20 protein-coding genes are annotated in these 23,103 nt (G+C 73.5%); 9 read left to right on the top strand and 11 right to left on the bottom strand.

The window, feature by feature from the left end:
- The first annotated feature begins 151 nt into the window (after nt 1–151).
- The 4 genes from miaA (at nt 152) to AB0G16_RS10945 (ending at nt 5,540) form a co-directional block, all read left to right on the top strand.
- A complete protein-coding gene (gene miaA / locus AB0G16_RS10960; RefSeq protein ID WP_362802104.1) occupies nt 152–1,057 on the top strand; it encodes a tRNA (adenosine(37)-N6)-dimethylallyltransferase MiaA in 906 nt (301 codons plus the stop codon).
- A gap of 119 nt (nt 1,058–1,176) precedes the next feature.
- On the top strand, nt 1,177–1,983 hold the full coding sequence (gene dapF, locus AB0G16_RS10955) for a diaminopimelate epimerase (RefSeq protein WP_362802101.1): 807 nt from the start codon (nt 1,177–1,179) through the stop codon (nt 1,981–1,983).
- Between the two features lie 358 nt (nt 1,984–2,341).
- On the top strand, nt 2,342–4,618 hold the full coding sequence (locus tag AB0G16_RS10950; RefSeq protein WP_362802099.1) for a tetratricopeptide repeat protein: 2,277 nt from the start codon (nt 2,342–2,344) through the stop codon (nt 4,616–4,618).
- A 163-nt stretch (nt 4,619–4,781) separates the two neighbouring features.
- Nucleotides 4,782–5,540 carry an SDR family oxidoreductase gene (locus tag AB0G16_RS10945; RefSeq protein ID WP_362802096.1) on the top strand — a complete coding sequence of 253 codons (759 nt, stop codon included), beginning with the start codon at nt 4,782–4,784 and terminating at the stop codon, nt 5,538–5,540.
- Between the two features lie 135 nt (nt 5,541–5,675).
- On the opposite strand, the gene AB0G16_RS10940 is transcribed toward AB0G16_RS10945, so the two are convergent.
- A complete protein-coding gene (locus AB0G16_RS10940; RefSeq protein WP_362802093.1) occupies nt 5,676–6,122 on the bottom strand; it encodes a peptidase inhibitor family I36 protein in 447 nt (148 codons plus the stop codon).
- A 294-nt stretch (nt 6,123–6,416) separates the two neighbouring features.
- On the opposite strand from AB0G16_RS10940, the gene AB0G16_RS10935 reads away from it, so the two are divergent.
- Nucleotides 6,417–7,097 (top strand): HNH endonuclease family protein, encoded by a 681-nt coding sequence (locus AB0G16_RS10935; RefSeq protein ID WP_362802091.1) that lies wholly within the window; start codon nt 6,417–6,419, stop codon nt 7,095–7,097.
- 25 nt (nt 7,098–7,122) lie between these two features.
- On the opposite strand, the gene AB0G16_RS10930 is transcribed toward AB0G16_RS10935, so the two are convergent.
- Together AB0G16_RS10930 and AB0G16_RS10925 are read right to left on the bottom strand one after the other, a co-directional pair.
- Entirely contained in the window at nt 7,123–7,779 is a 657-nt protein-coding gene (locus AB0G16_RS10930; RefSeq protein WP_362802088.1) for a hypothetical protein, read from the bottom strand.
- 74 nt (nt 7,780–7,853) lie between these two features.
- The gene (locus AB0G16_RS10925) at nt 7,854–8,825 is read right to left on the bottom strand and encodes an STAS domain-containing protein (RefSeq protein WP_362802085.1); all 972 of its coding nucleotides are present in this window, start codon (nt 8,823–8,825) and stop codon (nt 7,854–7,856) included.
- A 100-nt stretch (nt 8,826–8,925) separates the two neighbouring features.
- Between AB0G16_RS10925 and AB0G16_RS10920 the strand changes: the two genes are divergently transcribed.
- A complete protein-coding gene (locus AB0G16_RS10920; RefSeq protein WP_362802082.1) occupies nt 8,926–9,942 on the top strand; it encodes a chemotaxis protein CheB in 1,017 nt (338 codons plus the stop codon).
- Nucleotides 9,943–9,960: 18 nt separating this feature from the next.
- Nucleotides 9,961–11,859: a CheR family methyltransferase gene (locus tag AB0G16_RS10915; protein WP_362802079.1), complete on the top strand. Its 1,899-nt coding sequence runs from the start codon at nt 9,961–9,963 to the stop codon at nt 11,857–11,859.
- On the opposite strand, the gene AB0G16_RS10910 is transcribed toward AB0G16_RS10915, so the two are convergent.
- Together AB0G16_RS10910 and AB0G16_RS10905 are read right to left on the bottom strand one after the other, a co-directional pair.
- Nucleotides 11,795–13,186, bottom strand: a complete 1,392-nt coding sequence (locus tag AB0G16_RS10910) for a HAMP domain-containing sensor histidine kinase (protein ID WP_362802076.1) — start codon at nt 13,184–13,186, stop codon at nt 11,795–11,797. The two genes, AB0G16_RS10915 and AB0G16_RS10910, sit on opposite strands and share 65 nt — an antisense overlap.
- Nucleotides 13,183–13,866 carry a response regulator transcription factor gene (locus AB0G16_RS10905; RefSeq protein WP_362802073.1) on the bottom strand — a complete coding sequence of 228 codons (684 nt, stop codon included), beginning with the start codon at nt 13,864–13,866 and terminating at the stop codon, nt 13,183–13,185. Before AB0G16_RS10905 ends, AB0G16_RS10910 begins: the two co-directional genes overlap by 4 nt.
- Before the next feature lie 93 nt (nt 13,867–13,959).
- On the opposite strand from AB0G16_RS10905, the gene AB0G16_RS10900 reads away from it, so the two are divergent.
- Nucleotides 13,960–14,586, top strand: coding sequence for a hypothetical protein (locus AB0G16_RS10900; RefSeq protein WP_362802071.1), 627 nt, complete (start codon nt 13,960–13,962; stop codon nt 14,584–14,586).
- A gap of 236 nt (nt 14,587–14,822) precedes the next feature.
- Nucleotides 14,823–15,752 carry a hypothetical protein gene (locus tag AB0G16_RS10895; RefSeq protein WP_362802069.1) on the top strand — a complete coding sequence of 310 codons (930 nt, stop codon included), beginning with the start codon at nt 14,823–14,825 and terminating at the stop codon, nt 15,750–15,752.
- Nucleotides 15,753–15,762: 10 nt separating this feature from the next.
- On the opposite strand, the gene AB0G16_RS10890 is transcribed toward AB0G16_RS10895, so the two are convergent.
- The 6 genes from AB0G16_RS10890 to aceB form a co-directional block, all read right to left on the bottom strand.
- Nucleotides 15,763–16,533: an IclR family transcriptional regulator gene (locus AB0G16_RS10890; RefSeq protein ID WP_362802066.1), complete on the bottom strand. Its 771-nt coding sequence runs from the start codon at nt 16,531–16,533 to the stop codon at nt 15,763–15,765.
- Nucleotides 16,530–17,789, bottom strand: coding sequence for a heterodisulfide reductase-related iron-sulfur binding cluster (locus AB0G16_RS10885; protein WP_362802063.1), 1,260 nt, complete (start codon nt 17,787–17,789; stop codon nt 16,530–16,532). Before AB0G16_RS10885 ends, AB0G16_RS10890 begins: the two co-directional genes overlap by 4 nt.
- Nucleotides 17,789–19,075, bottom strand: coding sequence for an FAD-binding oxidoreductase (locus AB0G16_RS10880; RefSeq protein WP_362802060.1), 1,287 nt, complete (start codon nt 19,073–19,075; stop codon nt 17,789–17,791). The genes AB0G16_RS10885 and AB0G16_RS10880 overlap by 1 nt, the downstream gene beginning before the upstream one ends.
- The gene (locus tag AB0G16_RS10875) at nt 19,075–20,595 is read right to left on the bottom strand and encodes an FAD-linked oxidase C-terminal domain-containing protein (RefSeq protein ID WP_362802057.1); all 1,521 of its coding nucleotides are present in this window, start codon (nt 20,593–20,595) and stop codon (nt 19,075–19,077) included. The genes AB0G16_RS10880 and AB0G16_RS10875 overlap by 1 nt, the downstream gene beginning before the upstream one ends.
- Nucleotides 20,596–20,682: 87 nt before the next feature.
- Nucleotides 20,683–21,363 carry a DUF1016 N-terminal domain-containing protein gene (locus tag AB0G16_RS10870; RefSeq protein WP_362802053.1) on the bottom strand — a complete coding sequence of 227 codons (681 nt, stop codon included), beginning with the start codon at nt 21,361–21,363 and terminating at the stop codon, nt 20,683–20,685.
- A gap of 109 nt (nt 21,364–21,472) precedes the next feature.
- Nucleotides 21,473–23,059: a malate synthase A gene (gene aceB, locus AB0G16_RS10865; protein WP_362802049.1), complete on the bottom strand. Its 1,587-nt coding sequence runs from the start codon at nt 23,057–23,059 to the stop codon at nt 21,473–21,475.
- Between the last annotated feature and the right edge of the window lie 44 nt (nt 23,060–23,103).

Genomic DNA, 23,103 nt, shown 5'->3' with positions numbered 1-23,103 from the left:
ACCCGGCGGGGACCGGCTCGGTGGGGACCGGCTCGAAGGGGGTCGCCTCGAAGGGGACCGTCCCGGACCGCGCGACGGGCGACCGGGGCGCGGCCCGGGGCGCGGACGTCTCGCCTCCCGCGCACACCCGGCGAGTTGGCAGACTTGCCCTGTGCCTCAGCTACCCGTCATCGCCGTCGTCGGCCCGACCGCGGCCGGTAAATCCGACCTGGCCGTGGACCTCGCTCTCGAACTGGGGGGCGAGGTGATCAACACCGACTCCATGCAGCTCTACCGGGGAATGGACATCGGGACGGCGAAGCTCTCCGTGGCCGAGCGCCGCGGCGTGCCCCACCACCTGCTGGACGTCTGGGACGTGACCAGGACGGCCAGCGCGGCCGAGTACCAGGCGCTGGTCCGGCCCCTGATCGACGGGCTGAGGGCGGCCGGGACGGTGCCGATCCTGGTGGGCGGCTCCGGGCTGTACGTGCGGGCCGCCCTGGACGATCTGGAGTTCCCCGGCACCGACCCCGAGGTCCGGGCCCGCCTGGAGGCGGAACTGGCCCTGGGCGGTCCCGCACCGCTGTACGAGCGGCTCCGCGAGCGCGACCCGAAGGCCGCCGGGACGATCCTGCCCGGCAACGGCCGCAGGATCGTCCGCGCCCTGGAGGTCATCGAGATCTCCGGCCGGCCGTTCTCGGCCACGATGCCGTCGTACGACGCCGTCTACGACAGCGTTCAACTCGGGGTGGAGGTGCCCAGGGACGTGCTGGACGCCCGGATCGAGGCGCGGGTCGAGCGCATGTGGCGGGACGGCCTGGTGGCGGAGGTGGAGGAGCTCGCCGCCCGCGGGCTCGCCGGGGGACGTACGGCCAGCCGGGCCCTGGGCTACGCGCAGGTGCTGCGCTTCCTCGGCGGGGAGTGCACCGAGGAGGAGGCCCGGCAGGAGACGATCCGGGCGACGCGCAGGTTCGTCCGCCGCCAGGAGTCGTGGTTCCGCCGCGATCCCCGGGTGATCTGGCTGCCGCAGCGCGATCCCGACCTGCTGGGCCGCGCGCTCGCCGCGATCCGCGGCTGACCAGGACGCCGTCCGGGGCACGGCCGCCGAGACGTCCGGCCCCTCCACGGGTACGGTGGCCCGCCGGGGTGGCCCGCCGGGGCGGCGGGTCCGTGGAGGGACCCCGATAGAGTCGGGGTATGCGATTCGTGAAGGGGCACGGTACCGAGAACGACTTCGTCATCCTCCCCGACCCGGACGGTGAGCTGGAGCTGTCCGCCGCGTTCGTGGCGGCGGTGTGCGACCGCCGCGCCGGGATCGGCGCGGACGGCGTGCTGCGCGTGACGCGGACGAAGCTCAGCCCGGAGGTGTCCGCCCAGGCGGCCGAGGCCGAGTGGTTCATGGACTACCGCAACGCCGACGGCGGCATCGCCGAGATGTGCGGCAACGGGACGCGGGTCTTCGCCCGCTACCTCGTCGACGCGGGGCTGGCCGAGCCGGGGGAGTTCGCCGTCGCCACCCGCGGCGGGATCCGGCGCGTACGGCTGGCGGAGACCGGTGACGTGACCGTGGACATGGGCCCGCCCCGGGTGCTGGGGACGAGCCGGGCGACCGTGGCGGGCCGCGGGTACGAGGGGCTCCACGTCGACATGGGCAACCCGCACCTGGCCTGCGTCATCGGCGACCCGGTGGCGCAGCTCGACCTGAGCGGCGCGCCCGCGTTCGACCCCGAGGTGTTCCCCTCCGGGGTCAACGTCGAGCTGCTCAACCCGGTCGGTCCACGCCGCGTCGTCATGCGGGTCTTCGAGCGCGGCTCGGGGGAGACACGCTCCTGCGGGACCGGCGCGGTCGCCTCGGCCGTGGCCGCGGCACGGCTGGCCGGTGAGAGCACCGGCACCTGGGCGGTCGAGATACCGGGCGGCACCGTCACCGTCACCCTCGACGAGGACACCAGCTACCTGGCCGGCCCCGCCGTCCTGGTCGCCTCCGGCGAGCTCACCCTCTGAGCCCCCCGGCCCCGACCGGCGCGTTCGCCCTCCGGACCCGGGTCGTCCCCGGCCGGTGAGCCCTTCCTCTGGGTCCGCCCGTCCCCGGCTCCTGGCGGGACCGTGGATCGTGACCGGATGTGGACACATCTCCGGCCGCCGGACACCGCCGCCGGCCGCGCCCCGAGGCCGCGCCGCCGGGAGCGCGTCACCGGCCCGGCGGGACTCCGGGCGGGTTCCGTCGGGACTCGGGCCGGGCTCCGGTGGAACTCCGGAGGGTCTGCGGCGGGTCTGCGGCGAGACCCGGACCGGCCTCGCCGGGCGTCCGGGAGGCCATGTCGTTTGGGGCATCCTTCCCGACCTGGCAGACTGACGTCCCATGGACGTGGACATCTGGGCCTGGGTCGGCGACACCCAGCGGCAACTGCACGAAGCAGGTAACACCGGTCTGGCCATGGCGATCGGAGATGTTCCCGCGCAGGCTCTGGAGGGCCGTTACGCGCAGCTCGACGTGCTCGCGCCCGCGATCGCGCAGCAGGCGGAGAACCTGCAACTGCCCTGGCTGGAGTTCTACGCCCGCTACTGGCACCTGATCGGCCGCGTGGGCGACCGCGCGCAGGGGGCGGTCGCGCTGGCCGACGCCGAGACGCTCGTCGAGTTCACCGCTCGTGAGGACGTCCGCGAGTGCCCGGCCACCCCCGGCGCCGTCGTGGCGCTGGCCATCGCGCGGGCGAACACCGACGGGCCCGGCTACGCCGACGAGCGGCTGGCCGCGCTCACCGCGCTGGACGTCGAGCCCGCCTCCCCGGCCTTCTCCGCCGTGGCCGAGCACCACGTGGCGGCACTGATCGACGCGGGACGCGTCCAGGAGGCCGTCCTGCACGCCGAGACCGCCGTGGAGACGCTGGGCGGCGCGGGACGCGAGGCGAGCTGGGAGCTGGGAGCGGCCTCGGCCCGTGCGCTGCTCGCCGCGGGCCGCGCCGAGGACGCGCTCACCGCGCTCGACGCCGCGGCCGGTTTCAAGCCCGACGACCCGGTGGCCAAGGCCCACCGCGAGGGCGTGCTCCGCGCGCTCGTGCTCGCCACCCTCGGCCGGGTGCAGGAGGCGGTCGACGCGCTGCCCGACCTCGACGTGGTCGGGGACCACCCCCGGGTCTGGGTCGAGTGGTCGCACGCCATCCGCCTGCTGGCCGGATCGGCCCAGATCACCAACACCTGGCAGCTCGGCCGGGTGCTCAAGCAGTGGATCGACTACTTCGCCATGATGGGCGGCTACCGGGCCAGGGTCGAGCTGGCGCTCATCGCCGGCGAGCTGGCCGTCGCCCGCCAGGGCGTCTGGCAGGCCCGGCTCCTGGCCGACCTGGCCGATTCGGCGGCCGGGGAGCTCAAGAGCCCCGGCGACGTGGCGGAGCGGATCGCCGCGCTGCGCGCCGCCGCCGACGAGGCCACCCCGCTCCCGGCCCCCGGGCCGGAGGCGGAGCTGGTCGGCTACTTCGACGCCGCGGACGGATTCAACGCCGACCCGGAGCGCTGGGTGGGCTGGCTGGCCCCGCTGTCGGGCCGGGACCTGGAGGCGACCCGGCGCCACACCACCACGCTGGGTTTCCTCGGCTACCCGGCCAAGGGCGCCGACATCTACTGGTCCATGCTGGTCGAGTCCGGTGACATCGAGAACGCCGACCCGCAGGACTCGGCGTACCTCAGCAGCCTGCTGATCGAGGCCCGCCAGGACGAGCGCCTGGAGCAGATGGCCGAGCGGCTTCCCGCCGCGCAGCGTCACATGGCCCTGGGCCGCCTGCACACCGCGCGTGAGCGCTGGGAGCAGGCCGCGGCCGAGGGTGAGGCGGCGGCCGGCGCGGGTGCCGGCATCGAGGCGGCTCGCCTGTGGTCCGCGTCCGTGCAGCAGCTCGGCGACAACGCCAAGGGCGCGAGCATCCTGCGTGACCTCGTCGACTCCGAGGAGATCGAGCAGCAGGACGTCTGGCGGATGGTCGTCATGGCCTCGGCCGCCGAGGACTGGGAGACCGTACGCCTGGGCGCCGCCAAGATCGGTATGCCGATCCAGTCGACCGAGGGGCCGATCGAGGAGGAGATGGGCCTGGTGCGCATCATCCTTCCCGCTCCCGACGGCAGCCAGCGCCAGGTGCTGAGCGTGCGCACCGGTCCCGCGACCGCGCGCCTGGCCATCCCGCAGCCCCCCGGCATGGAGTACAACGCCGGGGACCTGGTCGTGTTCGAGCCGCAGCTGCTGGAGCCGATCCCGGAGACCCCCGAGGAGCAGGAGAACTTCGTCCCGCCCTTCGCCGCGGTCAGCATGCTCCGTCCCGGCGGGTACACGAGCTGGTTCTTCGACGGCGCCGCCCCCAGCCAGGCCGACTGGACCGAGTTCAACGAGGTCCTGGCCGAGCGCGGCTGGCCGATGTGGGTCTACAGCGACGACGACTACACGGTCAGCCACCCGACCTCGGGTGAGCGGCTGCCCGGCGTGTTCGGCTGGATCGCGGTCCCGCCGGACACCAGTCCGGTCGAGGTCGACGCACTGCTGGACGATGCCACCGAGCGCTGGGTCCACCCGCTGGCCTGGCTCGACCTGGCCAGGACCGTCGACGTCGAGGTGGAGCGGCACGAGCGGATCACCAAGGAGTACGGGCTGTAGCGGATCGCGGGCACGCGCGCGTCCTCGTACGCGTCGCCGCCGTACCCGGCCGGCTCCCACCCGTTTCGCGTCCGGCCCGTCCGTGAGGGTCCCCTCACGGACGGGCCGGACGCCAGCCTCTAGAATCTCATTCGGCACATTGGGTCGGTGAGGGAGGAACGGGATGCTGGAGCGCTTCCGTCTGGACGGCAAGGTCGCGATCGTCACGGGTGCCTCCTCGGGGCTCGGCGTCGCGTTCGCGCGAGGCCTGGCCGAGGCCGGCGCGGACATCGTGATCGGCGCGCGCCGCAAGGATCGCCTGGAGGAGACCCGGGCGTTGGTCGAGGAGACCGGCAGGCGATGCCTGGCCGTCGTCACCGACGTGACCGTGCCGGAGGACTGCCAGGCGCTGGTGGCCGCGGCGGTCTCCGAGCTGGGCGGGGTGGACGTTCTGATCAACAACGCCGGTGTCGGCACGGCGGTCCCGGCGCTCAAGGAGACCCCCGAGCAGTTCCGCCAGGTGGTGGAGATCAACCTGCACGGCACCTACTGGATGGCGCAGGCCTGCGCCAGGGTCATGAAGCCCGGTTCCTCCATCGTCAACGTCGGCAGCGTGCTGGGGGAGACGACCGCCGGGCTGCCGCAGGCCGCCTACAGCGCCTCCAAGGCCGGGGTCGTCGGCCTCACCCGCGACCTCGCCCAGCAGTGGACGGGCCGCCGGGGCATCCGGGTCAACTGCGTCGAGCCCGGGTTCTTCGCCTCGGAGATGACCGAGCAGTACGCCAAGGAGTACATGGCCTGGCAACTGGAGCACCGGGTGCTGATGAAGCGCGCCGGCGACCCGGCCGAGCTCGTCGCCACCGCGATCTTTCTCGCCTCGGACGCCGCCTCGTACGTCACCGGTGCGGTGATCCCGGTCGACGGCGGCATCCTGATCACCTGACGCGCCGCGATCACCTGATCCGGCGCCCCGAGCCTCTCGCGGTCCGGGATCTGTCGCGACCCGGGGCCTCTCGCGACCCGGGGCCTTCCTCTCGCCGCCCGGCCGGCGGGAGGAAGGGGACGGTGCCGGCGGGCGTCAGGAGAGCCAGTCGACGGCGTCGGCGGTGTCGTCGGTCTCGGGCGGTTCCTCCAGCGGGTGGCCGGGCTGGAGCGCGCGGTTCGTGCTCGCGTGGTCGATCAGCGAGACGGTGTAGCCGGTGTTGTTGAACCAGGACGAGACGCTGTCGGCGGCGGTGCCGGTCGTCCCGCCCGGCATCCACAGCTCGTTCAGGTCGACCGGGTAGCCGGCGGGGACGCTGTAGGCCGGTCCGCCGAAACCGTGGTCACGGTAGAGGCAGAGGCTGTTGGACGGGCACGCCGAGCCGGCCGGGAGCGGGGTCACCCCGGGCCGGCGGGCATCGGCCGCCCGGCTGTGGACCGCGGCGGAGGCGGCCCCGCAGGTCGGCAGCAGGACGGTCACGGCGACGGCGAGCCCGGTCACGGCTCGCGCGAGGTGGGGATGACGCGCCGAGATCTCACTCATGCGAATCCTCTGCGTGTTCGTTCACTCACCCTGTGTGAGTGTTCTTTGCCATTAGAGCACCTCCGCTTTGACGGGTCGATGGCAACGCTCCGTGAAAATCCATTCGACCGGTGTTCTCGCCCCCTCTCCTTTCTGGACATAAGGCCAGGTCACATCGAGGATGAGGAAAAAGGCCCCATGAGACAGGCCGGGGCTTTTCGCATTGGCAGTGAGAGCATGACGCTTTTACGGTTAAGAGCCGGGATCTGGGATAATTTGCCACTTCAGAGGTGGTGAGCACGGGTGAGGGGTGGCATGGTGCGGGCTGCGCTGGTACGGGGTGTGGCCGTCGCGACGGCCGGGTTCGTGATCGCGGGCTGTGGCCCGATGGCGGGGGGGACCGACGAGAAGGCGGGCTCCTCCGGCGGCGGCGGTGAGTCCGCGTCCGCGACCCTCAAGGACCTGAGGAAGCTCGAGGTCAAGGGTCGCGCCCCGATGACCGGGTTCGACCGCGACAAGTTCGGCCCGGCGTGGTCGGACGTCGACAGGAACGGCTGCGACACCCGCAACGACATCCTCGTGCGCGACCTGAAGGAAGAGGTCTTCAAGAGGGGCGAGGACGGCTGCGTCGTGCAGTCCGGCGTCCTGGAGGACCCCTACAGCGGCAAGACCATCAAGTTCGAACGCGGCACCAGGACCAGCATGGCGGTGCAGATCGACCACGTGATCGCGCTCGCCGACGCGTGGCAGAAGGGCGCCCAGCAGTTGAGCGCGTCCAAGCGCAGGGAGCTGGCCAACGACCCGCTGAACCTGCTGGCCGTGGACGGGCCGCTGAACAGCCAGAAGGGTGCCGGGGACGCGGCGACCTGGCTGCCGCCGCGCCGTGCCTACCGATGCCCCTACGTCGAACGCCAGATCCGCGTGAAGATCAAGTACAGCCTCTGGGTGACGTCCGCGGAGAAGGACGCCATGGAGGGCGTGCTCAAGTCCTGCTGACCGGCCGCGGTCGCGCCTGACGTCCTCAGGAGGCGCTCCGTCCCCGGCCTTCGGGACCTTCGGGGCCTTCGGTGACCTCGAGGTGTTCGGGTCCGTCGGGGCGCTCGGGAGGTCCGGGGGGTCTGGGAGCGTCGGTGCGTGCGGCCGGGCCGGTCTGCTCGGCCATGGTCGCCCGGTGCTCGTCGGCGGCGGCCTGACGGAGGTGTTCGAGCGCCCGGAGCCGGTGGTCCTCGGCGTCCCCGCTCCCCACCGCCGCCGCCCGTTCGTGGCCGACGGCCGCGTCCCTGTGCGCTCGCGCGGCGGACCGGTAACCGGCCACCGCGCGTTCTCCGGCCCGCTCGGCCCGTGAGCGTGCCTGTTCCAGCCGGGCGTCGGCGTGAACCGCCCGCTCGGCGCCGGACGCGGGGGTGGCGCCGTCGGCGAGCTCGTACCGGCGCCGCGCGGCCTGCTCGCCCCGCTCGGCGGCCTGTTCGATGCGTTCGCGGGCACGCTCGCCCCGGTCGCTCCGCTCGGGGAGCCCGCCCCGGTCGCCTCGTTCGCCCGGCTCGGGCGACCCGCCCCGCTCGCCTCGACCGCCGCTCCCGTCCGGCGGCCCGCCGGAAGAACCGCCCGACGGTTCACCGGACGATCCGTGCGGGTGGTCGGGGTCGTGGCTGTCGCGGGACCCGGCGTCGGTGGCCATGACACCATGCTTTCCGCTCCGGCCCCCGGTAACCCGGGCCGGGCGTCGGCGTGCCGTGGCCCGGCGGCGCCGGCTCAGCGGGTGTCGGCCCCGGCGGCCTTCCCCGCCTCCGTCCTGGACCCGCCCCCCGTCCTCGGACCGGTCGCCGCCCCCACTCCCGTCCCCGCTCCCGAGGCCGTCCCCGCCGCGGTCACCGCTCCCGCCGGGGTTCCGGTCGTGGACGGGAGGGGGAGGAGGTACGCCCTGCCCTCCCTCATCCATCGGGCGTGATCGTCGCAGGCCGTTCGCACCGCGGCGCGTACCGCGACATGGGTGTCCAGCCCGGCGTGCAGGGTGAGTCGGAGGTCGTGCATCTCGGCCAGTTTCGCGCAGGTCGCCCGGGTGCGGTGGTGCAGCGTCTCCAGGCGCGCCGCCGCCTCCCGTCTCAGGCGCGCCGACCGCTCCAGCGCGGGGTGCGGCGCGCGCCCGGCGCCCGAGGACCTCGCGACCTCGCCCGCGAGGGCCGGCGCGTCCCGCGCGGGTGTGACGCCCTCCCGGACGACCCGTGCGGTCCGGGCGGCAGGGGAGGCCGGAACCGGGGAGCCCGTCCGGGCGCCGGGCGCCTCCGGCGAGACGGCTCCGACGAGCGGGACCGAGCCCCTTCGCCCGCGGCGCCCGGCACCGATACGGCGCAGCCTCGGGACATGCCGGGCGGGGAGTGCCGGGACGCCGGAGAGCTCGCCCAGCCCGAAGCTGGTCACCAGGCCCGGGTGGCCGGGCTCCTGCGCTCCCCAGAGCACGGTGAACAGCCGCACCACGGCCGGGGAGGGGACGACGAACAGCTCCCCTCCGGCCGCGCGGAGACTCCGGTGCACCCGTTCCAGGGCCCGGGCCCCGCTGACGTCGCAGAAGAGCAGCTCGCCGGCGTCCACCAGGATGTGCCGCGTACCCCCCACCATCAGGGACTCCAGCTCCGACTCCAGGAGCCGGTAGTTGAAGGCGTCCATTTCACCCAGCACGGCGACCAGAGCCGTGTCGCCATACTGATGAATGACATAGACCGACATGTCCATATAGTGGCCATACCCTTCACGGGGGTTTTCACGGCTCCGCCGATAATTCTCCGGCCTCCAGTATGAATGGGCCTCGACTGGATAGAGGCCGAACATGGCAGTTTCGCATGGACGTGACCTGGTCGTGGTCGCCGCCTCGGCGGGCGGGGTGGAGGCGCTGCGCGCCCTGATGGCGGAGCTTCCCGCCGATCTCGCCGCCGCCGTCCTGGTGGTGCTCCACCTGCCGGCGCGGGGTGAGAGCGCGCTCGCCGGCATCCTCGACCGGGCCGGGCCCCTGCCGGTCACCCCGGCCAGGGACGGGGAGCGCCTGCGTCACGGCCACGTCCACGTGGCGCCTCCCGACCGGCACCTGCTGGTCAAGGAGGGGGCGGTCAGGCTGGTGCGCGGCCCCCGGTACAACGGGCACCGCCCGGCCGCGGACCCGTTGTTCCTCAGCGCGGCGCTGGAGGGAGGCTCCCGCACGCTCGCCGTCGTGCTGAGCGGCACGCTCGACGACGGCGCGAGGGGGAGCTCGGTCGTGGAGCGTCACGGCGGCGCGGTCGCCGTCCAGGACCCGCTGGAGAGCACGTTCGACGGGATGCCCCGCGCCGCCCTGGCCGCGGCGGGGAGCGCGGAGAGCCTCCCCGTGAAGGAGATCGCCGCATGGCTCGTGCGGCAGAGCCTCACCCCCGTCGCCGAGGGCCCGGCCAGGGACGCGGCCGTCGAGAGGGACGTCGCCCGCTACCTGCTCACCGGGGGGAGCGAGGCGCACGAGGGGGACCTCACCGCGCTGAGCTGCCCCGAGTGCGGTGGCCCGGTGTACGAGACGGCGGCCGGGCCCGAGACGTACTACGGGTGCCGGGTGGGCCACGCGTGGTCCCCGCAGGGGCTGGCCGCGGGCCAGGCCGAGGCCGTGGAGCGGGCCCTGTGGACGGCGATCCTGCGGCTGGAGGAGCGGTTGCGGCTGCTCGGCCGCATGGTCGAGCGCGCCGAGTCGAAGGGCAGGAACCACTCGTCGCGGCGGCTGCGGCGGGACGCCGAGGAGACCGGGAAGGCACTGGAGACGATGCGGATGCTCCAGAACCGCATCGACGGCACCGGTGACGACCTTGTTTCACGGAGCGGCCCGTGACGGGCCTAGGCTGACACCGTGACGCCCGATGACGAACGTGAATTCGACGACCTGCTCCTCATGCTGAAGGAAACGCGCGGCTTCGACTTCACGGGGTATAAGCGCACCACCCTTATGCGCCGTATCAGCAGGCGACTGGAAGCGCTCAAGCTCCATGATTACGGTGAATACCGTGATTATCTGGAGCTGGAGCCGGAGGAGTTCAACCGGCTCTTCGACAGCCTGCTGATCAACGTCACCGCCTTCTTCCGCGATCCGGCCGCCTGGCAGACGCTCCGGGAGAGCGTGGTCCCCTCCCTGCTGGCGAGCAAGGCGCCGGGCGCGGGGATCCGGGTGTGGAGCGCGGGCTGCGCCACCGGCGAGGAGGCCTACAGCCTCGCGATGGTGCTGGCCGAGGAGCTCGGCGTCGACGAGTTCCGCGAGCGGGTCAAGATCTACGCCACCGACCTGGACCAGAAGGCCCTGCAGACGGCGCGCACGGCCGTCTACTCCGAGCGCCAGCTCGCCGAGCTGCCCGACGGGATGCGCGAGACCTACTTCGAGGCCGTGGAGACCGGGTTCGCGTTCCGGCGCGACCTGCGCCGCCAGCTGATCTTCGGGCGCAACGACCTCACGCGCGACGCGCCGATCTCCCGCGTCGACCTGCTGCTGGCCCGCAACACGCTGATGTACTTCAACGGCGAGACCCAGCTCAGCATCGTCCGCCGCTTCCACTTCGCGCTCTCCGACCCCGGCTACCTCTTCCTGGGCAAGGCCGAGATGCTGCTCAACCACGGCGACAGGTTCGAGCCGGTCAACCTCAGGATGAGGCTGTTCAAGAAGATCGGCGCTCCGCCGGCCGCCGACCGCGCCACCTGGGCGGCCGGCACGGGCACCGCGCCGGCCCGCCCGTACGTGCGGCACACGGTGCTGCAGGCGGCGGCGCTGGCCAGCGGCCCGGTCGCGCAGATCGCGCTGGACCGCTCCCGCAACCTCGCGCTGGCGAACACGCGCGCCGAGCGGCTGTTCAACCTCAACGCCCGCGACATCGGTCGGCCGTTCCAGGACCTGGAGGTGTCCTACCGGCCGGTCGAGCTCCGCTCGGTGATCGAGCAGGTGGAGCTGGACCTGCGCGTCGCCGAACTGCAGGACGTGGCCTGGCACCGGCCGAACGCGCCCGAGACCAGCTACTTCGACATCGCCGTCGTGCCCCTGACGGATCCGGGCGGCGAGCTGGTGGGCGTGGGCGTCAACTTCCACGACGTGACGCGCTACCGGCAGCTCCGCGACCGGCTGGAGCAGACGAACCGGGAGCTGGAGCACGCCTACGAGGAGCTGCAGTCGACCAACGAGGAGATGGAGACGACCAACGAGGAGCTGCAGTCCACGAACGAGGAACTGGAGACCACGAACGAGGAGCTGCAGTCCACCAACGAGGAACTGGAGACGATGAACGAGGAGCTGCAGTCCACCAACGACGAGCTCCAGCAGATCAACGACACCCTGAACGCGCGCAGCGACGAGCTCAAGCGCGCCACCGTCCTGGTCTCCTCGGTGGTGCGCAGCCTCGGCGACGCCGTGGCCGTGGTCGACACCGAGCTGCGGGTGCTGGTCTGGAGCCCGGGGGCGGAGGAGCTGTGGGGCCTGCGCGCCGACGAGGCGGTCGGCTGCCGGCTGGTCGCCCTGGACATCGGCCTGCCCGTCGAGGAGATCCTCTCCCGGATGCAGGGAACGGTGCAGAACGGGTCCGCCTCCGGTAACGGCCACCGCGAGAGCGTCGTCGTGGACGGGGTGAACCGCAGGGGGCGGCCCGCCAGGATCGGGGTCGAGCTCTCCCCGCTGCACGCCGACGACCAGGAGCCACACGGCGTGATCATGGTGATGAACCTCCTCCCGCGGGACCCGGACCGGCCGGCCGTTCCCCGGGAGCCTGGCTGACCGGTCGTTCCCCGGGAGCCGGGCCGCCGGGCCGTTCCCCCGGAGCCGGGCCGGTCGTCCGCTCCCCGGCGTTCCCGGCCGGCAGGAACAGCACCACCTCCGCCCCGCCCCGCCCGGAGGTCCCCAGCGAGAGCGAGCCGCCCGCCGACTCGGCCGTGCGGCGGGCGATGTCCAGGCCGAGCCCGGTCGAGTCGGCCCCGCTCTCGCCGCGCCTCGACGGGTCGGACGTGGCGAAACCCGGCCCGTCGTCGGAGACGGCAAGCAGCGCGCCGCCCCGGGCCGCCTCCAGCCGTACGGAGAACGACACCCCCTCGGGGGTGTGCGCGAAGACGTTGCCCAGCAGCGCGTCCACGCAGGCGGCCAGATCGTCCTCGGCGACGCCGACCGGAAGCGGGCCGGGCGCGAGATCGAGCGTGAAGTCCCGCGACTGGTCCTCGGCCAGCACCGACCAGAACGCGACCCTGGCGCCGGTCACCGCCGCCGCGTCGCACTCGGCCCGGCCGCGCGCCCGCCGCCTCGCCTCGGTGATCACCGAGGTCACGGCGCGCTCCAGGGCGTCCACCCGCGCCTCGATCCTGGCCGACTCCTCCGGGTCGGTCAGCGACTCGGCCTCCAGCCTCAGCCCGGTCAGCGGCGTCCGCAGGCGGTGCGACAGGTCGGCGACGCCCTCCCGTTCCTCGGCCAGCAGGCCGGTGATCCGCTCGGCCAGGTGGTTGAGGGCGACCCCGACCGCGTGCACCTCGGCCGGGCCCTGGGGCACGGTCCTGGCCGACAGGTCACCGGAGGCCAGGCGGTGCGACACCCCCGCGAGCGCGGTGATCGGCCTGATCACCGCGCGGGCCAGCCGGTCGCCGACCAGGACGCCCAGCACGACCAGGGCCAGGCCGAGCGCGGCGAGCCCGGCCCAGACCTGGAACACCCCCCTGGTCAGCCGGTCGTCGTCCAGGAAGACGCGGACCACCGCGGTGCCGCCGGAGGCCACGCCCTGGACCGCGACCAGGATCTCCCGGCCGCCGGGCGCGGCGGCGGTGACGCTGCGCCCCAGCGAGGCCAGCTCCACGGCGGCCGAGCGCGGCGCGGGAACGCCCACGACCTGACCGCCGGGGAGGAAGACGGTGACCGGGTGCGCGGCCTGCTCGACGGTGAGCCACAGGGTCTCGGCGTCCACCGCGCCGACCGCCACCGCGACCGACTGGGCCTCGCTCTCGGCCTCGCCGACCGCCGCGCCCGCCGCCACCGTGCGGACCAGGAGCGCCAGCGGGACCAGCAGCGCGATCAGCACCAGGGAGGTGGTCGCCGCGACCAGCAGGGTCAGCCAGCGCCTCATGCCGGAGCGGCCAGCCGCACGCCGACCCCCCTGACGGTGTGCAGGTAGCGCGGTTCCTGGGAGGTCTCGCCCAGCTTGCGGCGCAACCACGACAGGTGGACGTCCACCGTCTTGTCGGCGCCCCCGTAGGGGATCTGCCAGACGTGGGTGAGCAGCTCGCGCTTGGTGACGACCTCGCCGGGACGGGCGGCCAGGTAGTGCAGCAGGTCGAACTCCCGGGGGCTGAGGTCCAGCGCGGTCCCGTCCAGGGTCGCCTCCCGGGAGCGCGGGTCGATCCGCAGCCCCCCGACGGTGACCGAGCTGTCGGCCCGGTCCTCGCCCGCGGCCCGCCGCAGCACCGCCCGGATGCGGGCGTCGAGCTGGGCCGCGCTGAACGGCTTGACCACGTAGTCGTCCGCGCCCGCGTCCAGCAGCCGGACCATCTCGGCGTCACCGTCCCGCGCGGTCGCCACGATCACCGGGACCCGGCTGACCGCGCGGAGCATCCGCAACAGGTCCGCCCCGTCCAGGTCGGGCAGGCCGAGGTCGAGCACGACCAGGTCGGGACGTTCCTCGACGGCCAGCCGCAGGCCGTCGAGGGCGGCCGAGGCGGACGACACGGCATGACCGCGGTCGCGCAGGCCCCGGGTGAGAGAGGTACGGATCGCGGCGTCGTCCTCGATGAGCAGCACGTTCGACATTTGCCGCCACGTTAGTCCCCTTCCTGGCGGAGCCGGAAGCCGGTTAGCGACTCCTTAACCTCGTCTTATCGCCGAAGGTGGCAGGCTGGGCGCATGCGCAGGCGTCTCCTTCTGGCCGTGACCGGCTGGCTGGTCACCGGCCTCCTCGCCATCGGGGCGGGGGTGGCCGTGATCGACCGGCTCGGCGAGCCGTTGACGGACACCGGCCTGCGGCCGCTCTCGGCCGCCGAGGTCGACGAGGCCCTCGTCCTGGCCTCCTCCCGGCCCGGCGCCCCTCCCGCTCCCGCCTCCACCTCCGGCGCCCCGTCGAGGACCGCCCCGGCCGCCCCGTCGGCGCCCGCCTCCACCGCGAGCCCCGGCACGCCGCCCACGGGGCCCGCTCCCGCGCCGACCGTCACGGTGACCGTCACCCAGGCACCCACCGCGTCCGCCGCCCCCACCGCCACCGGTCCCACCGGGCCCACCGCGTCCGCCGCCCCCAGCGTGTCCGCCGGCAGGAGCGGCGTGCTCGACACACCGGGCGGACGGGTCATCGCCCGGTGCCAGAACGCCCTGGTCACGCTCCGGTCCTGGAGTCCGGCCCAGGGATTCCAGGCCGACGACGTCGAACGCGGCCCCGCGAGCCGGGCCTACGTCGAGTTCGAGTCGGAGGAGCGGGAGATCAAGGTCGAGGTGTACTGCGCGGCCGACGGCTCTCCCACCCACCGCGCCCGCGGCTGACCGCTCCTCGGACCGGGCCCGGTCCGGCCGGACGGGTCCGGTCGCCGGCGCCCGTCCCGTGAGCACCGGCACCCGCCCCGCGAGCGCCCGTGCCCGGTCGGCGGGACGCCGGACGGTGCCGTGACGCGGAGAGCGCCGAAGCCCCGAGCGAGCCGTCGACGACCGACGCGGTGGCGCCGGTCATGGCCCCGCGACACTAGGCTTCCACTCCTGAAACGGGTGTAAAGGGAGAAACGATGAGCGCTCAGAAGGCCGGGGTCAACCGGCGGCCACTGCTGAAGGGGGCGATCCTCGTGGCCGTCCTGCTGGTGGTCTCCGGATTCATGCTCAGCGCGTGCTCCCGGGTCAGCACCCAGCCCGACGAGGTCGTCCTGCACTACGCCGGAGGCACCTTCGAGGCGATCAAGTTCGAGAAGTGCATCAACCCCTCCAGCGGCGCCACGCTGCTCGGCCCCGGAGACCGGGGCTTCTCCTACCCGTTCGGCCAGCGGACCTTCGACTTCTCCGGGGCGGACGGCGCCGAGTCCAAGCCGCTGTCGGTGGTGTCGAAGGACAACGTCGAGATGACGGTCTCCGGGGTGGCGACGTTCACGCTGAACACCGACTGCAGGACGCTGCAGACCTTCCACGAGAAGATCGGGCTGAAGTTCGGCGCCTACTACGACGAGGGGGAGTCCGGCGGCTGGCGGCGGATGCTCAACATCTACCTGAGGGTTCCGCTGGACCGGGCCATGGACGCCGCCTCGCAGGAGTTCGAGTGGCGCGGCCTGTTCAACGACCCCAAGGTGAAGCAGGCCTGGGAGACGCGGGTGGGCGAGCTCGCCCGGGAGTTCATCAAGGAGACGTCCGGCGGCGACTACTTCTGCAACCAGAACTACGCGGGCAGCGGGCGGTGCGGGGACATCTCGCTGACCATCCAGAAGCCCGAGCCGCCGGACACGCTGGTCGACGCCCTGGCCTCCGAGCAGGCGGCCAAGGCGGAGAACGTCGCGCAGACCCAGCGCAACGCCAAGGTCCGCACCGAGATCGAGTCGATCAAGGATCTGGTCAAGGTCCTCGGCCCGCAGGGGGCCGTGCTCTGGCAGGCCATCCAGAAGGGGCAGGTCAGCGTGGTCCCGGTGCCGCAGGGCAGCAACCTCAACATCACCCCGCCGCAGGGGCGCTGACCCCGGGGCGTCAGCCGGTCCCGCCGCCGGCGGAGATCGCGGCGGGGCCGAGTCCGGAGCCGAACTCGCGCGCCATCGCGCGCATGTCCCCGGCGAGGTCCCCCAGGTCGAGCGCGGAGATCCGCTCGGCCGGGCCGGACACCGACAGCGCGGCGACCGTCCGCGACCCGTCGTGCACGCCCACCGCCAGGCAGTGCACGCCGATCTCCTCCTCGCCCAGGTCCATCGCGTACCCCTGGCGCCGGACCCGCTCCAGCTCGGCGAGCATCCCCGGCAGGTCGGTGATCGTGTTGGCGGTCCTTCTCGGCATGCCGGTCCGCCCGACCAGGGACGCCACCTCGGCGTCGGGCCGGTCGGCCATCAGCGCCTTGCCCACCGCGGTGCTGTGCGGCAGCACCCTCCTGCCGACCTCGGCGAACATCCGCAGCCTCCTGGGCGAGGACACCTGGGCGACGTACACCACGAAGTCGCCCTCCATCACCGCCAGGTTCGCCGTCTCGCCCGACAGCTCGACCAGCTTCGCCAGGTAGGGCTGCGCCCACACCGCGACCATGCGCTCGGCCACCCCGCCGAGGCGGACCAGCGCGCCGCCCAGGGCGTAGCGGCGGTCCGACTCCTGGCGCACGTACCCCCGCGCCAGCAGCGTGCGCAGCAGCCGGTGGATCGTCCCGTACGGCAGGCCGGTCCTGGCCGCGATCTCCGAGAGGCCGGCCTCCCCGCCCCGCTCGGCCAGCGCCTCCAGCACGTCCAGGGCACGGTCGACCGACTGCACCGCGCTCACGGCACCCCCGCGAGCCCGCGCAGGGAGGCGTCGAGCACCTGGGCGGTGTGCGCCGTCGGGACCGGGGAGGCCCCCCGGCGGCGGATCGCCGAGGCGATCTGCATGGTGCAGCCGGGGTTGGCCGAGACCAGCAGGTCGGCGCCGGTCTCCAGCACCCGCCCGGCCTTGCGGTCACCCAGCTCGGCGGCGGCCTCCGGCTGGAAGATGTTGTACGTCCCGGCCGACCCGCAGCAGATCGCCGACTCGGCGATCTCCCTCAGCTCCAGGCCGGGGATGCCCGCCAGCAGCGCGCGCGGCTGGGACCGTACCCCCTGCGCGTGGGCCAGGTGGCAGGCGTCGTGGTAGGCCACGGTGAGCCGGAGCGGGTGCCGCTCGGCCACCGGCCCCAGCTCGGCGAGGTACTCGGCCAGATCGACGGTCCTGACGGCCCGCGCCCGGTCGGCCCACCCGTCGCCGCCGGGACCGGCCGCCTCCGCGAGGATCTCGGCGTAGTCCTTCATCGTCGACCCGCAGCCGGCGGCGTTGACCACGATCGTGTCGACGCCGGCCCGCTCGAAGGCGGCGACCGTCCGCCTGGCCAGCCGCAGCGCCTGCCGGTCCCGGCCCGAGTGCAGCGACAGCGCCCCGCAGCAGCCCTGGCCCGGGGGGATCACGACGTCGCACCCCTCCATCGCGAGCACCCGGGCGGTGGCGGCGTTGACCCGGGGGAAGAACTCCCCCTGCACGCACCCGGTGAGCATGCCGACCGTCGCCCTGCGCCGGCCCCGCGCCGTGACCCTGGACGGCAGCCGCACCCGGGCGGCGGGCGGTGGAGCGAGCTCGGCCATCGCCGCCAGGGACGGGTTGATCCGCCGCAGCCGGGGGGCGACGGCGCGGCGCAGGCCGGCGCTCAGCCGCAGCGGCAGCCGCATCGCCCGCAGCCGCCGGGGGTAGGGGAAGAGCTGGAAGACCAGCGCCCGCAGTGCCCGGTCGTCCGGCTCGCGCACGTGCGTCCGCTCCACCTCGGCCCGGGTCTGCTCGATCAGCCGGTCGTAGCGCACCCCGGACGGGCAGGCCGGCACGCACGCCATGCAGCCCAGGCACGCGTCGAAGTGCCCGGCCATCTCCGGCGTCAGCGGCGTGCCCTCCACGTGCTGCCTCATCAGGTGGATCCGGCCGCGCGGGGAGTCCATCTCCTCGCCCCACAGGACGTACGTCGGGCACGAGGGCAGGCAGAACCCGCAGTGCACGCAGTCGTTGATGAGCTCCGGGTCCATCAGATCCCTCCCACGAACCGGCCGGGGGACATCCTCCGGCCGGGGTCGAACCGTTCCTTGACCCGGCGCATCAGCCCCAGCGCGCCCGACGGGCCCCACCGGTCGACCTCCCGGGCGAGCTCCGGCGGCGCGGCGAGCACGGTGAGCCCGCCGCCGAGAGACGCGAGGTCCTCGCGCACGCCCGTCACGAACCCGGTGAACTCGGCCTCGCCCGTCCCGGGAGGGAGGGCGAGGCGCAGGACCGCCGAGGCCACCGAGCCGCGCACGCTCACCGGCAGCCCGCGGGCGGCGACCGCGTGCAGCGCCGGGTAGGCGGCGGCGGGAGGCACCCGCACCTCGGCGAGCACCTCCTCGCCCGGTGACTCCCCCCACCAGGCCGGGGCGTCCGAGGAGACCCACGCCGTCCCGTACGCGTCCATCGACGCGCGCAGCGCCTCGGCACGGGCGCCGGCGGCGACCCCTTCCAGGAGCACGCACACGGTGGGCGCGCCGCCGGCCGGATCGGGCCAGTCCAGCTCGATCGCGCTCGGCTCGGCCTGGGAGGACGCGAGCTCGGCGACCAGCGCGGGCAGCGCGGCGGCGGGCGGGGAGACGCCGGCCCAGCGGCGGTCCGCAGAGAGCGGGTGCAGGCGGAAGACGGCCTCGGTGATGACGCCCAGCGTGCCGTACGAGCCGGTGAAGAGCTTGCCCAGGTCGTAGCCGGCGACGTTCTTGACGACGTTCCCGCCCGAGACGGCGACCGTGCCGTCGGCGAGCACGACGGTGACGCCGATCAGCAGGTCCCGGGGGGTGCCGTGGCGGAACCTGCGAGGGCCGGCGTCCCCGGTGGCGAGCGTGCCGCCCACCGTCCCGCCGACGACGCCGTCACGCCGGACGCCGTCCAGGGCCAGTTCCTGCCCGGCGCGCGCGAGCACGGCGGCCAGGGCGTCCAGCGGCATCCCCGCGCCGGTCCGCGCCACCAGGTCCCCGAAGGAGTGCTCGACGCCGGACCCGTCGCCGAGCAGCAGGCAGCAGGTGTCGAGCAGCAGGTCACAGCGTTCCGGGGGAGCGCCCCGGTCGAGCCTGGTGCCCTCGCCCGCGCAGACCACGGCCAGGTCGTGCGCGGCCGACACGCGCATCAGCGCGGCGACCTCGGCGGTGCTCTCCGGCAGGGCCACCCAGCGCGGCGGAACGCCGCCCACCGCGTCGTCGGGGCCGGCGTTCCTGATCGTCACACCCGTCCCGCGCAGCGCCTCCAGCGCCTCCGGCGCCTTCAGCGCCTCCGGCGTCTCCCGTGGCGATCCCATCAGAACTGCTCCGCCCGTCCGGACTCGACCAGCGAGTGGGCGCCCTTGCGCACCCCGGGCACCTCACCGCAGAGCCGGGGGGTCGGGAAGATCTTGCCCGGGTTCGACAGGCCGCGCGGGTCGAAGGCGCAGCGCACCAGCTGCATGGTGTCGAGGTCGTCGCCCGAGAACATCCTCGTCATGTACCGGGACTTGTCGACGCCCACGCCGTGCTCGCCGGTGATGGAGCCGCCGTGCTCGATGCACAGGTCGAGGATCCTGCCCGAGACGGCCTCCGCCCGCTCGGCCGCGCCGGGCTCGGCGTCGTCGAAGAGCACCAGCGGGTGCAGGTTGCCGTCGCCGGCGTGGAAGACGTTCGCCACCCGGATGCCGTACTCCGCCGAGAGGGCGTCGATGCCGGCCAGCACCCCGGGCAGCGCGGTCCTGGGCACGACGCCGTCCTGCACGATGTAGGCGGGGCTGATCCGGCCCACCGCGGCGAACGCCGACTTGCGGCCCCGCCAGATCGCGGCCCGCTCCGCCGGGTCGTCGGCCACCCGCAGCTCGAACGCGCCGCTGTCCCGGCAGATGCGCACGACCTCGGCGAACTGGTGCGCGACCTCCTCGGCGGGGCCGTCCAGCTCCACGATGAGCACCGCGCCGGCGCCCTCGGGGTAGGCGCACGCCACGGCCGCCTCGGCCGCCTCGACGGCGAGCGCGTCCATCATCTCGATCGCGGCCGGCACGATGCCGCCGCCGATGATCGCCGACACCGCCCGCCCGCCCCCCTCGATGTCGGTGAACGCCGCGAGCAGCGTCGTGACGGTCTCCGGGAGGCGGCTCAGCCGGACGACGACCTTGGTCGCGATGCCGAGGGTGCCCTCCGAGCCGACGAACGCCCCCAGCAGGTCGTAGCCGGGGTCGGCCTCGGAGAGTTCGACGAGGTCGCCGTCGGGGGTGACGATCTCCAGGCCGATCACGTGGTTGACGGTGAAGCCGTACTTGAGGCAGTGCGCGCCGCCGGAGTTCTCGGCCACGTTCCCGCCGATCGTGCAGACCTGCTGGCTGGAGGGGTCGGGCGCGTAGTAGCGGCCCCGGTCGCGCACCGCCTCGGTGATCGCCAGGTTGGTGACCCCCGGCTCCACCGTGGCCCGCCGGTTCGGCAGGTCGATCGAGAGGATCCGCCGCATCTTCGAGGTGACGACCAGTACCCCGTCGGATCGGGGCAGGGCCCCGCCCGACAGCCCGGTCCCGGCGCCCCTGGCCACGAACGGCAGGCCGTACTCGTTGCAGATCCGCACCACGGCGGCGACCTGCTCGGCGCTTTCCGGCAGCACCACGACGCCTGGGGTGACCCGGTGGTGGGTCAGCCCGTCGCACTCGTAGGTGCGCAGCCGCACCGGATCGGTGATCACCGACCCGGGGCCGAGGAGCTCGGCGAACCTGCGGACCGGCTCGTCCAGGTCCACCGGTCGCGCCCGGGGCACCGTCCCCGGCACCGTTCCCGGCACCGTCCCCGGTCTTGGCGTCGCTTCTGGCATCGTCTCTCCTCCGGCGTCAGGGGGGATCCGCGACGGGGGCGGCACCGCCGCGCTCGCCGCCCGGTCCCCGCCGGCCGATCGGGACCGTCATCCCCGTCTCGAATTCTCGCGCCGCGCGTGGGCGCCGGTGCTCCGGCCCGGCCCGGGGGCCTCGTCCTCGGGGACCGGCGGGGCCGGCGGGGCCGGGAGAGCGGGAGGTCCCGAGGGGCCCGGGGGCCGGGACTCGGCGGGCGCCCGCTGCAGGGACCGGCAGTCGGCCGACGGCGCGCTCCGCCCGCCGCCGCGGGGAGAGCGCCCCAGGCGCAGGTGCAGCCGGCCTTTGATCATCGTGATGAGGACCCCCCTGGCCCATCCCTCCTCGGCGGTCCTGCGGGCGTAGAACTCCCTCGTCGACCGGGTGTCCAGCATGTCCAGCAGAACGATGTGGTGCCCCCACGGTATAGGCCGTCCCGTCCTCGGCACAGAGTCGGGCCAGGCCGCCGCGAAGGCCCGCATGTAGAGCAGGTTGGTCCGCGAGTACCCCATGGCCTCGGGGAACGCGGCGCGCAGGTCGGCCGAGAGCCGGGGGGCCACCTGCCGGCCCCATTCGTCGTCCGGCTGCCGGTCGAGGAGGTGACGTCCGATCCGCCAGTACTGCCGGATCAGTTCCGCGTCGGTGGTGAGCAGGGCCACCCGCCCCCGGCTGCCCGCGATCTCGCGTTTGACGGCGTCGAGCAACGCTCCGTAGTCGCCACGGCCCGTTTCCTCGCCGTTCCTGTCATCGGTCATGCACGCAAAGTATCCACTGGGCCGGGTGGCCGCACCCGTCGGCGCCGGTCGTCCGGAGTGAGGAATCCCGCCCCGGGGATGAGGATTCCTCACCGTCGGATCGGTCATGTCACGGCATACGCGCATAAGCCGGGAGGGTAAGGAACTCCGCGAACGCGTCGTCCAGCGCGACCTCCTTGAACAGCGCGGTGGCCTGCGCGTAGCGGGCCTCGTCGTAGCCGGGCTCCGCCGCGATCCCGGCGAGCTCCTCGTCGATGATCCGCTCGACCAGCTCCCTGGTCACCACGGCCCCGGTGTCGGACAGCTCGATGCCGTTGTGGATCCACTGCCAGATCTGGGAACGGGAGATCTCGGCCGTGGCCGCGTCCTCCATCAGGTTGTGGATGGCCACCGCGCCCTGCCCGCCCATCCAGGCGGCCAGGTAGCGCAGCGCCACGTCCACGTTGTTGCGCAGTCCGGCCTCGGTGATGTCACCGGGGGTCTTGGAGACCGCGAGCAGGTCGGCGGCGGAGACGGTGACGTCCTCGCGCAGGCGGTCGAGCTGGTTGGGCCGGTCCCCCAGGACCGCGTCGAAGACGTCGCGGCAGACGGGCACCAGGTCGGGGTGGGCCACCCAGGAGCCGTCGAAGCCGTCGCCGGACTCGCGGGTCTTGTCCGCGGTGACCTTCTCCAGCGCGACGCGGTTGACCTCGGGGTCGCGGCGGGAGGGGATGAAGGCGGCCATCCCGCCGATGGCGTGGGCGCCGCGCCGGTGGCAGGTGCTGACCAGGAGCTCGGTGTAGGCGCGCATGAACGGGGCGGTCATCGTCACCGCGTTCCGCTCGGGCAGCAGGAACTCCCGGCCGCGGGTGCGGAACTTCTTGATCACGCTGAACAGGTAGTCCCAGCGGCCCGCGTTGAGGCCGGCCGAGTGCTCGCGGAGCTCGTAGAGGATCTCCTCCATCTCGAACGCGGCAGGGTAGGTCTCGATGAGCACGGTCGCCCGGATCGTGCCCCGGGGGATGTCCAGCAGTTCCTGCGCCCGGACGAAGACGTCGTTCCAGAGGCGGGCCTCCAGGTGGGACTCGATCTTGGGCAGGTAGAAGTAGGGACCCTTGCCCTTGGCCATCTGCCGCTGTGCCGAGTGGAAGAAGTAGAGGCCGAAGTCGACCAGGGACGCCGACAGCGGGGCGCCGTCGAGGGTGAGGTGCTTCTCGTCCAGGTGCCATCCGCGGGGACGGACCACGACGGTGGCCAGCTCGGCGTCCGGCTTGAGGGTGTAGGTCTTCTCACCGGCGGTGAAGTCGATGGTCCGGTCGAGCGCGTCGCGCAGGTTGAGCTGGCCGCCGACGGTGTTCTCCCAGGTGGGGGAGTTGGCGTCCTCGAAGTCGGCCAGCCAGACCTTGGCGCCGGAGTTCAGCGCGTTGATCGTCATCTTCCGGTCGACCGGGCCGGTGATCTCCACTCGGCGGTCCACCAGTCCGGGCGCGGGCGGGGCGACGTGCCACTCGGACTCGCGCACGTGCCTGGTCGAGGGCAGGAAGTCGAGGGTGGCGCCCGCCGAGAGCTCGGCCTGCCTGTCCTGGCGGGCCTTGAGCAGCTCCAGCCGTCGTCCGTCGAACTCGCGCTGGAGGGTGGCCAGGAAGGCCAGCGCCTCCGGCGTGAGGATCTCGTCGAAGCGCTCCTGTGAGGGACCGCCGATCTCAACACCGTTCATGAGCCCTCTTTCCGCATTTTCCATATCATGGAAAAGTAATTCTG

It is taken from the genome of Streptosporangium sp. NPDC023615 (assembly GCF_040640155.1).
Taxonomy (GTDB): domain Bacteria; phylum Actinomycetota; class Actinomycetes; order Streptosporangiales; family Streptosporangiaceae; genus Streptosporangium.
Note: the sequence above shows the minus strand (reverse complement) of the source record. Positions and strands in the feature narration are given on the sequence as shown.

Coding starts and splice junctions, on each gene's coding strand:
- dapF (WP_362802101.1), top strand. CDS start 1,177: ATGCGATTCGTGAAGGGGCACGGTACCGAGAACGACTTCGTCATCCTC.
- AB0G16_RS10950 (WP_362802099.1), top strand. CDS start 2,342: ATGGACGTGGACATCTGGGCCTGGGTCGGCGACACCCAGCGGCAACTG.
- AB0G16_RS10945 (WP_362802096.1), top strand. CDS start 4,782: ATGCTGGAGCGCTTCCGTCTGGACGGCAAGGTCGCGATCGTCACGGGT.
- AB0G16_RS10940 (WP_362802093.1), bottom strand. CDS start 6,122: ATGAGTGAGATCTCGGCGCGTCATCCCCACCTCGCGCGAGCCGTGACC.
- AB0G16_RS10935 (WP_362802091.1), top strand. CDS start 6,417: ATGGTGCGGGCTGCGCTGGTACGGGGTGTGGCCGTCGCGACGGCCGGG.
- AB0G16_RS10930 (WP_362802088.1), bottom strand. CDS start 7,779: ATGGCCACCGACGCCGGGTCCCGCGACAGCCACGACCCCGACCACCCG.
- AB0G16_RS10925 (WP_362802085.1), bottom strand. CDS start 8,825: ATGTCGGTCTATGTCATTCATCAGTATGGCGACACGGCTCTGGTCGCC.
- AB0G16_RS10920 (WP_362802082.1), top strand. CDS start 8,926: ATGGCAGTTTCGCATGGACGTGACCTGGTCGTGGTCGCCGCCTCGGCG.
- AB0G16_RS10910 (WP_362802076.1), bottom strand. CDS start 13,186: ATGAGGCGCTGGCTGACCCTGCTGGTCGCGGCGACCACCTCCCTGGTG.
- AB0G16_RS10905 (WP_362802073.1), bottom strand. CDS start 13,866: ATGTCGAACGTGCTGCTCATCGAGGACGACGCCGCGATCCGTACCTCT.
- AB0G16_RS10900 (WP_362802071.1), top strand. CDS start 13,960: ATGCGCAGGCGTCTCCTTCTGGCCGTGACCGGCTGGCTGGTCACCGGC.
- AB0G16_RS10895 (WP_362802069.1), top strand. CDS start 14,823: ATGAGCGCTCAGAAGGCCGGGGTCAACCGGCGGCCACTGCTGAAGGGG.
- AB0G16_RS10885 (WP_362802063.1), bottom strand. CDS start 17,789: ATGGACCCGGAGCTCATCAACGACTGCGTGCACTGCGGGTTCTGCCTG.
- AB0G16_RS10880 (WP_362802060.1), bottom strand. CDS start 19,075: ATGGGATCGCCACGGGAGACGCCGGAGGCGCTGAAGGCGCCGGAGGCG.
- AB0G16_RS10875 (WP_362802057.1), bottom strand. CDS start 20,595: ATGCCAGAAGCGACGCCAAGACCGGGGACGGTGCCGGGAACGGTGCCG.
- AB0G16_RS10870 (WP_362802053.1), bottom strand. CDS start 21,363: ATGACCGATGACAGGAACGGCGAGGAAACGGGCCGTGGCGACTACGGA.
- aceB (WP_362802049.1), bottom strand. CDS start 23,059: ATGAACGGTGTTGAGATCGGCGGTCCCTCACAGGAGCGCTTCGACGAG.